This is a genomic window from Desulfovibrio porci, from assembly GCF_009696265.1.
Lineage (GTDB): Bacteria > Desulfobacterota > Desulfovibrionia > Desulfovibrionales > Desulfovibrionaceae > Desulfovibrio > Desulfovibrio porci.
On the sequence record NZ_VUMH01000024.1, the window covers coordinates 1 to 10729 of the forward strand.

General features: G+C 58.3%; 14 protein-coding genes and 1 pseudogene. 10 read left to right on the top strand and 5 right to left on the bottom strand.

Features of this window, described 5'->3' with window-relative positions; translation table 11 throughout:
* The 6 genes and pseudogenes from FYJ44_RS14050 to FYJ44_RS14815 form a co-directional block, all read left to right on the top strand.
* On the top strand, window positions 1-106 hold a 106-nt coding region (locus FYJ44_RS14050), incomplete at its 5' end, for an integrase core domain-containing protein (protein ID WP_154508122.1).
* Between the two features lie 34 nt (window positions 107-140).
* A pseudogene (locus FYJ44_RS14055) lies at window positions 141-1055 on the top strand (MFS transporter); the annotation flags it as partial.
* A gap of 229 nt (window positions 1056-1284) precedes the next feature.
* Window positions 1285-1764 carry a ribonuclease HI gene (gene rnhA / locus FYJ44_RS14060; protein ID WP_154513231.1) on the top strand — a complete coding sequence of 160 codons (480 nt, stop codon included), beginning with the start codon at window positions 1285-1287 and terminating at the stop codon, window positions 1762-1764.
* Window positions 1765-1776: 12 nt separating this feature from the next.
* Entirely contained in the window at window positions 1777-2754 is a 978-nt protein-coding gene (locus tag FYJ44_RS14065) for a hypothetical protein (RefSeq protein WP_154513233.1), read from the top strand.
* A gap of 12 nt (window positions 2755-2766) precedes the next feature.
* Window positions 2767-3207 carry a C-GCAxxG-C-C family protein gene (locus FYJ44_RS14070; protein WP_154513235.1) on the top strand — a complete coding sequence of 147 codons (441 nt, stop codon included), beginning with the start codon at window positions 2767-2769 and terminating at the stop codon, window positions 3205-3207.
* Entirely contained in the window at window positions 3204-4499 is a 1296-nt protein-coding gene (locus FYJ44_RS14815) for a hypothetical protein (protein ID WP_229772733.1), read from the top strand. The genes FYJ44_RS14070 and FYJ44_RS14815 overlap by 4 nt, the downstream gene beginning before the upstream one ends.
* A 105-nt stretch (window positions 4500-4604) precedes the next feature.
* Here FYJ44_RS14815 and FYJ44_RS14080 read toward each other — a convergent pair whose 3' ends face one another.
* Together FYJ44_RS14080 and FYJ44_RS14085 are read right to left on the bottom strand one after the other, a co-directional pair.
* Complete coding sequence (locus tag FYJ44_RS14080; protein WP_154513237.1) at window positions 4605-5153, bottom strand: NADPH-dependent FMN reductase; 549 nt, start codon at window positions 5151-5153, stop codon at window positions 4605-4607.
* Between the two features lie 204 nt (window positions 5154-5357).
* Window positions 5358-5765: a thioesterase family protein gene (locus FYJ44_RS14085; protein WP_154513239.1), complete on the bottom strand. Its 408-nt coding sequence runs from the start codon at window positions 5763-5765 to the stop codon at window positions 5358-5360.
* Window positions 5766-5910: 145 nt separating this feature from the next.
* On the opposite strand from FYJ44_RS14085, the gene FYJ44_RS14090 reads away from it, so the two are divergent.
* Window positions 5911-6909, top strand: a complete 999-nt coding sequence (locus FYJ44_RS14090) for an AraC family transcriptional regulator (RefSeq protein WP_154513241.1) — start codon at window positions 5911-5913, stop codon at window positions 6907-6909.
* A 374-nt stretch (window positions 6910-7283) separates the two neighbouring features.
* Here FYJ44_RS14090 and FYJ44_RS14095 read toward each other — a convergent pair whose 3' ends face one another.
* Entirely contained in the window at window positions 7284-8111 is an 828-nt protein-coding gene (locus tag FYJ44_RS14095) for a hypothetical protein (protein WP_154513243.1), read from the bottom strand.
* Between the two features lie 6 nt (window positions 8112-8117).
* Window positions 8118-8786 carry a hypothetical protein gene (locus FYJ44_RS14100; RefSeq protein WP_154513245.1) on the bottom strand — a complete coding sequence of 223 codons (669 nt, stop codon included), beginning with the start codon at window positions 8784-8786 and terminating at the stop codon, window positions 8118-8120.
* Window positions 8787-9182: 396 nt separating this feature from the next.
* On the opposite strand from FYJ44_RS14100, the gene FYJ44_RS14105 reads away from it, so the two are divergent.
* Genes FYJ44_RS14105 through FYJ44_RS14115 form a run of 3 tightly spaced genes read left to right on the top strand, consistent with a single transcriptional unit; the run spans window position 9183 to window position 10503 of the window.
* On the top strand, window positions 9183-9890 hold the full coding sequence (locus FYJ44_RS14105) for a hypothetical protein (protein ID WP_154513247.1): 708 nt from the start codon (window positions 9183-9185) through the stop codon (window positions 9888-9890).
* Between the two features lie 30 nt (window positions 9891-9920).
* Window positions 9921-10169 carry a toxin HicA gene (locus FYJ44_RS14110; RefSeq protein ID WP_154513249.1) on the top strand — a complete coding sequence of 83 codons (249 nt, stop codon included), beginning with the start codon at window positions 9921-9923 and terminating at the stop codon, window positions 10167-10169.
* A 1-nt stretch (window position 10170) separates the two neighbouring features.
* Window positions 10171-10503: a type II toxin-antitoxin system HicB family antitoxin gene (locus FYJ44_RS14115; RefSeq protein ID WP_154513251.1), complete on the top strand. Its 333-nt coding sequence runs from the start codon at window positions 10171-10173 to the stop codon at window positions 10501-10503.
* Here the strand turns inward: FYJ44_RS14115 and FYJ44_RS14120 are convergent.
* Window positions 10500-10715, bottom strand: coding sequence for a hypothetical protein (locus FYJ44_RS14120; protein WP_154513252.1), 216 nt, complete (start codon window positions 10713-10715; stop codon window positions 10500-10502). The two genes, FYJ44_RS14115 and FYJ44_RS14120, sit on opposite strands and share 4 nt — an antisense overlap.
* Window positions 10716-10729: the final 14 nt, after the last annotated feature.

The window sequence follows — 10729 nt, forward strand, 5'->3', positions numbered from 1 at the left end:
GAAAAGAACAGCGAACTTGCCGGTCTGGACGCATCGCTACAACTTTGTGCGTCCGCATACGGCTCTTGGCAGAAAACCTCCAGCCTCAAGGCTGAGCGGAGGGTGAACAACGTGTTGACACTCTACATCTAGGGACGGCGCTCCTCGGTTGCGGCATCGCCATCTGCAATGTTTTGCTGCCGAGCCTCGTCAAACGGGATTTTCCCGGCTCAATCCCCAGACTTACCGTATTATACGCGCTGGCCATGGGCATAAGCGCGGCGCTCGGATCATTTCTCGTCGTCCCGCTGGCGCAGTCTCTCGGCTGGGGCTGGGAACCGGCATTGGGAGCATTGTTCCTGCTCCCTCTGACCGCCTGTGCGGTCTGGTTTCCGCAACTGTTTGCGCGGAATAAAAATATTGATGCATCCCAACCGGAGGAGCCGCGCAAAGCTTCCTTGTGGAAGTCCGCTCTGGCCTGGCAGGTCACCCTGTTTTTCGGCCTGACGTCATTTACCTATTACATAAGTGTGAGCTGGCTGCCGGCTTTTCTTACAGAAGCCGGATTCACGGATGCCGAAGCCGGAAACATCCATGGGGTCATGCAACTGGTGTCGGCGACTCCCGGCCTGCTGCTCATCCCGATCATCAGCCGGATGAAAGACCAGCGTCTTATCGCGGCCGCTGTCGCGGGAATCGCCGCCCTGGGAACAGCCGGGCTGGCGGCCGCGCCAGGCCTGGCGCTTGTCTGGGGCGGCTGCATCGGTTTCGGAACCGGAGCGGCAATCATTCTCGGGCTGATGTTCATCGGTTTGCGGACCAATAACCCGCTGCAGGCGGCGGCGTTGTCCGGCATGGCCCAAAGCGTGGGATATCTGCTCGCGGCCTGCGGTCCGATATGCGCCGGAGCGGTCCATGACATGACGCAAAGCTGGGCCGTCGTTTTTTATGGCTGCTCTGTTCTTTGCATCGTCCTGGGGCTGTTCGGGCTGGGCGCGGGACGAGACATGCGGGTCGGTTCTTCCCACGGCCGGGCGAAATGCTTTTCCGGCGATATGGACCACCAGCGGGTCTAACCCGGATTTCCGCCGGGCTATGGTTTCCACACGGAATAAAAATGGTTAACGCTGATTTCCGCGTCAGCTTTTTTTAGCCGGAGCAGAACTTCCGGCAAATTCCCTTCCTTTACCGGAGGATTTCTCCCGTTGTCGCCCTGTCCGCCGCATTTGCCCGCCCGGCGCGAGACGTGTATGCTGACCGCCGGAGAATTTATCCGCAATGCAACAACAAGGTTGAAAACCGGTTATGAAGCAGGTCGTTATTCACACCGACGGTTCCTGCCTGGGCAATCCCGGTCCCGGAGGCTGGGCCGCCGTGCTTTGCCTGGAAGGCACGGAACACCGCAAGGAGCTGGCGGGGGGCTTCCGCCTGACCACCAACAACCGCATGGAGATCACCGGCGTGCTGGAGGCCTTGGCCAACCTCAAGGAACCCTGCGCGGTGGAGCTGTATACGGATTCGCAATATGTCCGCAATGCGGTTGAAAAGGGCTGGCTCAAATCCTGGCAGAAGAAAAACTGGGTCAAGGCCGACAAAAAGCCGGTCAAGAACGTGGACCTCTGGCAAAAGCTGCTGCCGGAACTGGACCGTCACGCGGTGCGCCTGCATTGGCTGCGCGGGCACGCGGGTCATGCTGAAAACGAGCGTTGCGACGTTCTGGCCCGCGCTTTTGCCGGGCGGCGGGATCTGCCGCCGGACCCCGGCTTCCGGCCCGAGGACGCCTGACGCCGCCGCGCCATGCTGCCGAACCCCGACGCTCCCCTTTCCCTGGCCGCCCTCTGGCATGCTCTGTTCTGGCCCATGCTGCGCCTGCTGCTGGGGCTGGCCGTGGGTCTGCTCATCGCCAACCTGCTGGAGGCTCTGCGCTGGACGCGCCACCTGGCCCGTCTGGCCTCGCCCCTGGCCCGTGCGGCCCATCTGCGCGACGTGGCCGGGGCCTCCTTTTCCCTGGCGTTCGTTTCCCCGGCGGCGGCCAACGGCCTTTTGTCCGACAGTCATGCGGCGGGGGAGATCTCAAGCCGCGAGCTGATGCTGGCCAATCTTTTCAACAGCCTGCCCGCCTATCTGGTGCACACGCCCACCATTTTTTTGCTGACCTGGCCGGTGCTGGGCGCGCCCGCCGTGATTTACGTGGGTCTCACCCTGCTGGCCGCCGCCGGGCGCACGGGCTTTACCGTGCTGCTGGCGCGCCGCCTGCTCCCGCCGCCCGCGCCGGGCTGCCTGGTCTGCAAGGCCGACGGCGAGGCGCGCACGGATTGGGGCGCGGCCCTGCGCAAGGCCTGGAAGCGTTTCCGCCGCCGCCTGCCCAAGCTCGTGTATTTCACGGTGCCGGTCTATGTGCTGATGTATCTTTTGCAGCGCTACGGCTTTTTCAGTCTGGCCGAGGAATGGCTGGCCGCGCACATGGGCTGGCTTTCCTTTCTCAAGCCGCAGGCCATGGGCATCATTGTGCTGCATCTGGCCGCCGAACTGGGCGCGGCACTGGGAGCGGCGGGCAGTGTGCTGCAGACCGGGGCGCTCACGCCGCGCGACGTGGTTCTGGCCCTGATGGTGGGCAACATTCTGTCCACGCCCATGCGGGCCATCCGGCACCAGTTGCCGTCCTATACGGGTTTTTTCCGCCCGGCCCTGGCCCTGCGCCTGATTCTGGCCAACCAGAGCCTGCGCGCCGCCAGCATGGTTCTGGTGACCTTGCTGTATTATTATCTGCCGTGAGGAGAAGGACATATGGCCGGACGTAAAACCGCAACGGAGTCACAGGCTGATTTCAAACGGCTCATTGTCTGCGCGCAACAGGTGTTCGCGCATTTCGCCGACCGTCTGGGCATCGCGCCGGAACTGGCGTTGCGCACGGCGTCCTGTTTCGGTTCCGGGCTGGGCCGCGCGGATGTCTGCGGCTGCGTCACGGGCGGACTCATGGTTCTGGGTCTGGCCCACGGCAATGCCGGCGCCTGGTCGCGCGAGGAACAGCGCGCCCTGTACGCCCGGCGGGACGCTTTTACCGGCGCTTTCGCCCGGGCCCACGGCGGCCTGCTCTGCCGGGAGATCCTGGGCTATGACCTGACTATCCCCGACCAGCGCGCCGTCATTGTGGAAAAAGGCCTTTTCACCTCGGTCTGCGCGCCCCTGGTCTGCGCCACCTGTGACATGCTTGAGGATTTGCTGTGAGCGAAGGACGCGGCGCGGCGGAGACGGCGCTGCGGGCCTGTCTGTGCGGCGAGGCCCTGAAACGGGACGCCCTGCTGGAACTGCTGGCCGTGCCGCCCGCCTCGGACGCGGCCCTGTCTCTGCGCCGGGCCGCCCACAAGGCCGCGCTGGCCCTGTGCGGGGGCCGCGCCTGGCTCTGGGGCGCGCTGGGCCTGGATTACGCGCCTTGTGCCATGAACTGCGCCTTCTGTTCGCTGGGCGAGGCCTGGAAGCTCATCGACGCCCCGCGCAGATGTTCGGACGCGGAGATCATCGCGCACGCGCGGGCCTATGCGCGGGCGGGCGCGCGTTTCATTGTGCTGCGCACCACCCAGTTTTACGACCTGGACGCGCTCTGCGCCAGGCTGGCCGCCATCCGCAAGGCCGTGCCCGGCAACTATGAACTGATCCTGAACACCGGCGAATTCGATGAGGACGCGGCCCGGGCCGTGCGCCGGGCCGGGGGGTCGGGCGTGTACCACACTGTCCGCCTGCGCGAGGGCCGGGACACGGCCTTTGATCCCGCCGTGCGCGAGGCCACCATGCGGGCGGCGGTCCGCTCGGGCTTGCGTCTGGTGGCTCTGGTGGAACCGGTGGGACCGGAACACACGGATGCCGAGCTGGCGGACAATTTTTTACGGATCATGGCCGCGGGCGCGAGCATTTCCGGGGTCATGGCCCGTGTGCCCGTGCCGGGCACGCCGCTGGGCGGGCAGCCGTCCCTGAGTCCGGCGCGCCTGGCTCAACTGACCGCGATTTTCCGGCTGGCCGGGGGCGGGCAACTGGACGGAATCTGCGTCCATCCGGCGGCTCTGGAAAACATGACCGCCGGGGCCAACATCGTGGTGGTGGAAAAGGGCGCCATCCCGCGCGACAGCGCGCCGTCCGAACAGGACTGGCGGTCTGTTTCCGCCATGGAAGCCGCGCGGCTGCTGCGCCGGGCCGGGTATACGGTCCTTGACGGCGACGGCGCGGAAATCGCGGACATCCCCCGCGCGCAAAACGGAGAAGACAGTATGACAACAACGGAAGCGGAAAACCAGGTGCGGATCGTCAGGCCGGAGCATACAGGCGCGCGCGTCACGGTGCTCGTTCAGCCCGAGGAGAGCCGTCTTTCCCTGCCCCGGCCCAAAACCGCCCGGCAGTTGCTGGAGGCTCTGGGTCTGGCCGAGGAAAGCGCTCTGGTGGCCCGGCAGGGCGAATTGCTCACGCCTGACCGCCGTATCTGGCCGGACGACGATCTGCTCGTGCGCAAGGTGGCTTCGTCAGGCTAGGGGGAGAAGTGGGCGGGTATTGCCGCGCGGCAAAAAACAGGCAAGCCGGAGCGTTGCGCGCCGCGGCTTGCCTGATATTCTGTCCGCCGGGGTATTGGCCGGAGATTACGCCTGTTTCAGAAAGCGCGTCCAGTCGGCCAGCGCCTGCATCAGCGTGGTCACCTGTTTGGTCAGGCCCTCGTCGATGAGGTCGCCGTCGGCGTTAAAAGCCGGTGAAAAAGCGTTGGAGAAGAACTCCGGCTTGTTCAGCAGGCGCAGGTTCAGGTACACGCAGGTCTGGCGCATATGGTACTGGCTGCGCGCCGTACCCATGCCGCCGCCCGCGCCCAGCAGGCAGGCGGGCTTGCCGTTGAGCGGGGCCAGATTGGGTTCGCGCGAGAGCCAGTCCAGCGCATTTTTCAGGGCCGGGGCCATGGAATAGTTGTATTCCGGGCAGGCCAGCACCAGAGCGTCGGCCGCAGTGACCTGCGCGGCCAGATCCTTGACCGCCTGAGGTTTTTCCAGATCCTCATTATAAAACGGCAGCGCGGAAATATCCGCAATCTCCATGCGCACGCCTTCCGGCAGGTGGGCCGCGCAACAGCGCAGCAGGCCCTTGTTGCGCGAGGCGCGGCGCAGGCTGCCTGTCATACCGACAAAAGTGAGATTTTCCATTGGCTTGCTCCTTGGGCTATATGGTATGCGGTCCGCGCTTGCCCGGTCCCGATGGCCCGGACAGGCAATCCGCTTGTGTCCTTGGAGCTTACCTGATTTTTTTGAGAAAGCCTACTAACTTGCGGCGACATGCCCGGCGCATCCCGCCCGCGCCGGGCCCGTAGCGCTTCGGCGGGCTCCGCCGCCGGAACCCGCCGTGATTGCTCAGGCCTGTTTGCCCTTGTCCCGGGTTCTGCTCTCGAATTTTTCCTTGTTGACCACCACCCGCTCGTGAACGCCTTCCCCGATGAGACCGGCCTCGTCATAGGCCGCCACAGAGAAGGTCAGGCCTTTGCCGTTGGGGGAGACGGCGGTCAGCTCCGTGGCGAAACGGACCTTCATGCCGCACGGCGTGGCCGCCAGATGCGAAATGTTGACGCGGGTGCCCACCGTGGTCTGGCCTTCTTCCAGCACGCCCTGCACCGAGGCCACGGCTGTGCCCTCCATGCCCGCGATCATCATGGCCGTCGAGTAAACCGTCACCAGCCCGCTGCCCACCTCGCTGGCAAGAAGTTCCTTGCTGACAGTGATTTCCGACTGGCCTTTCAATCCTGGTTGTAATGCTGCTTTCATCTGTCTTCCTCTATCTGCTTGAAACTGTTCATACCATATCTTGTGTCTTGTCCGGCGCAGAGCTCCGTGTCAAGATCAAAGCTTGGGGCCGGATGGCGGGCCGTCCCCTTGGGAGAAAACACATACGCCTTTTCAGGGAGGGGACATGCCGCGTCGCGCGTCCACGCATTTTTCGTATGAGCAGCGCATCAACAAAATCCTGAACGCCGTGTCCACTGATCCTGCGCGCGGTTTTTCTCTGGAAGAACTGGCCCGGATCGCCTGCCTGTCGCCTTTTCATCTGCACCGGGTATTCAGCGCCATGACCGGCGAAACCCTGGCGGCCTGCATCCGTCGGCTGCGGCTGGAGACGGCGGCCAATATGCTGCGGTTTTCGCCGGGACGGAGCGTCACGGAGATTGCCTGCGCCTGCGGTTTTTCCTCTTCCCAGAATTTTGCCCGTCTGTTCCGGGATTGGATGGGCATGAGCCCCAGCGGTTTTCGCGCGGCCTGCAGGCAGGGGCCGCCGCCCGCGCCGCCGGAGCAAATGCGCAAGCCGGGAAACGCGCGCCCCTATGATCTGCGGTATTCCCCGGATCAGGCGGGCGCTGCGGCCCGCGTGCAGCTTGAACCCAACCCGGCCGTGCTGGCCAAAGGAGCGGACATGAATGTGGAAGTGAAGCGGCTGCCGGAATACCGCGTGGCCTATGTGCGGCAGATCGGGCCTTACGGTCCGGCCCTGGCGCGGGCCTGGGAGCGGATTACGGCTTGGGCCGGAAAAAGCGGCCTGCTGGGGCCGGAGACGGCGGCGCTGGGCGTCAGCTGGGACAACCCCGGCCTGACCCCGCCCGAGCGCTGCCGCTATGACGCCTGCGTGGCGCTGCCCGAGGGCTTCGCGGCGGATGAGCAGGCCCTGGCTCAGGACGGCGTCTGCCTGCAGAGCCTGCCCGCCGGACTGTACGGCTGCTACCGGCGGCCCACCCGCATGGACGGCTATATGACGGCCTGGAACGAACTGATCGGCGTCTGGCTGCCGCAAAGCGGCTATGAGGCCGAGGGGACGGCCTTTGAATATTACCACCCGCCTCTGGCGTGCAGTGATGACCCTGATTTTGCCTGCGATGTGAGCTTCTGCATTCAGGTGCGGCGGCAGGCGCGGGAATAAAACGGACATGCCCGGCGGCGGGACGGGGAGACCTGTCCCGCCCGGCAAAAGGTTCCGGTGCGGCGTGCCCAGGGGGCAAGGATGGAAAGGGACGGAGGCTGGAGAGCGTCGGCAATGAAATGAAAAAAACGCCGCATCGCCGGCATGTCATCCCGGCAACGTAGCGCTTTTATGTGTTCAATGGCGGAAGGGGAGGGATTTGAACCCCCGGAAGGCTCACACCTTCAACGGTTTTCAAGTGTGATTTTTGGAGTATAAATATCAAGCGGTTACGGAAATTAATTCAATAATGTCATGTGGATAAATGCGCTTGAATTCGCATGAATATCTGCTCATTTTCAAGTGGGGTGGAGCAAATTTGGAGCAAAAAATTATTACCTTTCTCTGAATTGCGGGTAGTCATTCAGGAAGGGAAAGTCATCTCGGCAAAGGGCTATTCTACGAAGAATGGCTATGTCTGGCTCTGAGTGTGTGGCTAAGGTCAAATAATGATTCCGGCCCTCATGACGTGCATAGACAATCCATTCTCCAGTAGTTCTTCCTCCCTTCAGTCGCTCTTCGTATGTACCTACGGTGCACTCATGTGCCATAAGGTTCAAATATTCACCCCAAGCCTCTTCATCATTGGGGTTATTTGGAAAAGCGACCTCTGAAAGTTGAGCAATACGACTTACTTCTTCAGCTTTATTATGCTGCAGAAAAATATTTGTTGCAATAAATCCCGCCTGAGTATGGTGCTTATGCCAGAATCCTTTCAAAGGATACTGCTTGAACTCACTGGCCTTCCTTGTAATTGATTTTCGTATATGGGGTGGATCTGAACGATACGCTAAAGGTCGCTTTTCAACCGGCATATCTTTAGGAATATCATTCCATTCAAGAATGCTAATTTCATCATAAATATTGAACACATCATATGGGTGTATTTTATTGTACAACCATTTGCTAAATAGCGCGGGCATTAGCTCACAACTATTGTCAAGGCTCTGTGTTGCTAATTCATGCAAAAAAAGTTGACTGTATATTGCACCATACCCATTAAGCCATTCCCTAGAGCTATCTACAAGAAAATTATACTGTTGGATAATATATCCAGGTGCTAAGTCTCTGCTTGTCCGTTGTGTACATACATTGTTTGCATTTTTGCAAAAGTCTTCAAGAGTATCAGCAACTTGGAATGATATCATTTTTTGTAATGACAAGCCATGTCACTCCTCTTTAGAGATCCAATCCAAAAAATCCAGCCCTGCCTCAGTCACATATGGCACATTCCCACCCCATCTTCCAGAAGACTGTGCAACAATGCCAGCAGACTCAAGCTCTGCAATAAATCTATAAAGATATCGGATATTACAAACTGAGTTGGCAAGATTTTTAAACTCACGCCAGCTTTCATTGAATTTTTCTTCTTTCACAAAATTTTCAGTTAGATTGACTCTATTCATCAAAATTAAAACACAAATAGCACTTTCAGATATATCTTTTACTATTTTTATCCACATCTCGAATTCTTCAATTTTAATCACTTCTGCATTCTTGTGCTCTAATAGTTGCTTATATAAATACAAAAACCGTCGGCGTTTAATTTCGCTGTGTTCGTCTGCTATTTTCCTCATTACTATTTCAGTCGCCGCAAAGAAATTCTCAGACATTAAAACTTGTTCAGGAATTTTTTGAATATATGTAATCAATTCACTATAAAATTGGTCTGCACGCTGCTGAACGCGTTCTCGTAATTTTGCATCCAAGAATTCTCCAAGCACAGGACTCACTACGGGTACGCTTGAAATAACAACGAAAGATTTTATGCGCTGCAAAAGTGATTCATCCCATGGTGCAGGCAAGAGCTTTGGCAGCTCAGTATTGTTCTTGTCCATAAATATCCTGTGGCCTTCAATGTACAAATTGCAAATTTTCTGGGCAGGCAGCCCGCACATTCTCCTGTATTGCTATCGGAAATGCAAGCAAGCGCATGCAAATCTTGAAAGCGCAGAGGTGTGCAGTGGAACAGAGATTTTATACCATCAACGATATGTCGAATCTGCTTGGTCTTACGGTGTCCGCCATTCATGGGCATTTGAACCGAAGAAATTATGATGCCGTTCCCCTGCCTGTACGCCTTGGGCGGCGTCTGGCTTGGCCTGTGGCCACTGTGGATGCTTGGATTCAAGACAAAATTGATACAGCTCAGACAGCCGCCGAAAAGGCTCAACAGCAATTGATCCGTCCAGCAACCATTGGACGCCCACGTAAGACGCGCAGCGGGCGCTAAAATGAAATGGTTCAAGCATCATAATAATTTTCGCGAGCATCCTTTTATGGTGCAGATACGCACGGAATTCGGTTCAGCGGGATATGCGGCTGTATGTCTGATTCTTGAAAAAATTACTGGCGCTTGGGAAGAAGACACTCATACACCAGAATTGACACTGCCTTTGACGGACTGGCAAGCACTAACTGAGTTATCTCCCAAAAAGTTGCGGAAATTTTTTGAAAACTGCCGAGACCCTTCTTTTATGGAAGTCTCCATTGAAGGAAAAAAGGCACATGTCAGTGCGCCTATCCTGATAAAATTACAGGATGAATACAGGACGAAAGTCTCCAGAAAGTCCGGACAAACGCCGGACACGGCCCGGATACTATCCGCTACAGACAAACAACAAGAAACAGATGTATGTGAAAAACAGGAGCGCCAGACTTTTGCGGCGCATGATACTATTGCGGTCAGAAAGGTACTCCTTAAAAGCGGGATTGACCCCGATTCCTCACGGGGGGAACGCTGCTATCAACTGCTCCTGTCCAAAAATCTCAAAAATCCCGCAGGATACCTTGTCGGGGTTTTAAAGAAAAATCCACGTTTTGGCCTTGAGGGTGACGAACCGCTTCGCCAGCCGACTGATCGCCCTCTTCATGCCAGCCATGTTTTACGCCAAACAATGAACAAAATTGCGGCAAGTGCCCCCCTTGACGACAACGGCTAGTGCCATTATTGATACTGAAAAGGAGTTCAGATGGGCAGCCTCGAAAAGACTCTGGCAAAAATGCGGGAGACAGCGCAAAACGTGCGTTATGCGGAACTGGCTGCCCTGTGTGAGCACTTTTTCGGCCCGCCGCGTCAGAAAGGAACGAGCCATGCCGTGTACAAAACGCCTTGGCAGGGCGACCCGCGTGTGAATATTCAGGAAGGTAAGGGCGGCAAGGCCAAAGCTTATCAGGTCAAGCAGGTGCTTGCAGCCATTGCAAGGCTACGGGGAGAATAATATGGACAGCAGACAATATACATATCGTGTGCTCTGGTCAGAGGAAGATCAGGAATTTGTAGCCCTGTGCGCCGAGTTCCCCAGCCTTTCATGGCTTGAGGAAACGCAGGAAGCGGCCCTGCAGGGCATTGTAGCCTTAGTGCGTGACACGCTGGCGGATATGGCAAGCAACGGCGAGAAAATCCCTGTGCCGCTTTCTTTGCAAAATTTTTCCGGCAAGTTTCAGGTGCGTACTACGCCGGAAACGCACAGACGCCTTGCCATGCAGGCGGCGGAAGCCGGGGTAAGCCTGAACAGGCTGATTAACAGCAAGCTCACAGAGCACCACGCCTAACCGCGCTTTATCCTTTTGTCCTGCATGGCCTGTAGCCACGCTTCGGCTATCAGGCAATCCTGAAAAGTGATGGGCAAGGGCGTGCTCACGGCAAAGCGCACAAAATCTTCCAGAGCCGTTCTGTCGGCCACACGCATACTGCCAGTGTCCGGGGCCAGATAGGCCCAGACAAGTTCTTCATTGCCAGTATCAGGGGAGGCATGGCGGCGCATGTGTTCTGAAAGGA

Bases quoted from the DNA above. Each gene is read 5' to 3' on its own strand.
- FYJ44_RS14100 (WP_154513245.1), bottom strand. From the start codon at position 8,786: ATGGACAAGAACAATACTGAGCTGCCAAAGCTCTTGCCTGCACCATGG.
- FYJ44_RS14120 (WP_154513252.1), bottom strand. From the start codon at position 10,715: ATGCGCCGCCATGCCTCCCCTGATACTGGCAATGAAGAACTTGTCTGG.
- FYJ44_RS14080 (WP_154513237.1), bottom strand. From the start codon at position 5,153: ATGGAAAATCTCACTTTTGTCGGTATGACAGGCAGCCTGCGCCGCGCC.
- FYJ44_RS14105 (WP_154513247.1), top strand. From the start codon at position 9,183: ATGAAATGGTTCAAGCATCATAATAATTTTCGCGAGCATCCTTTTATG.
- FYJ44_RS14070 (WP_154513235.1), top strand. From the start codon at position 2,767: ATGGCCGGACGTAAAACCGCAACGGAGTCACAGGCTGATTTCAAACGG.
- FYJ44_RS14085 (WP_154513239.1), bottom strand. From the start codon at position 5,765: ATGAAAGCAGCATTACAACCAGGATTGAAAGGCCAGTCGGAAATCACT.
- FYJ44_RS14110 (WP_154513249.1), top strand. From the start codon at position 9,921: ATGGGCAGCCTCGAAAAGACTCTGGCAAAAATGCGGGAGACAGCGCAA.
- FYJ44_RS14090 (WP_154513241.1), top strand. From the start codon at position 5,911: ATGCCGCGTCGCGCGTCCACGCATTTTTCGTATGAGCAGCGCATCAAC.
- FYJ44_RS14115 (WP_154513251.1), top strand. From the start codon at position 10,171: ATGGACAGCAGACAATATACATATCGTGTGCTCTGGTCAGAGGAAGAT.
- rnhA (WP_154513231.1), top strand. From the start codon at position 1,285: ATGAAGCAGGTCGTTATTCACACCGACGGTTCCTGCCTGGGCAATCCC.
- FYJ44_RS14065 (WP_154513233.1), top strand. From the start codon at position 1,777: ATGCTGCCGAACCCCGACGCTCCCCTTTCCCTGGCCGCCCTCTGGCAT.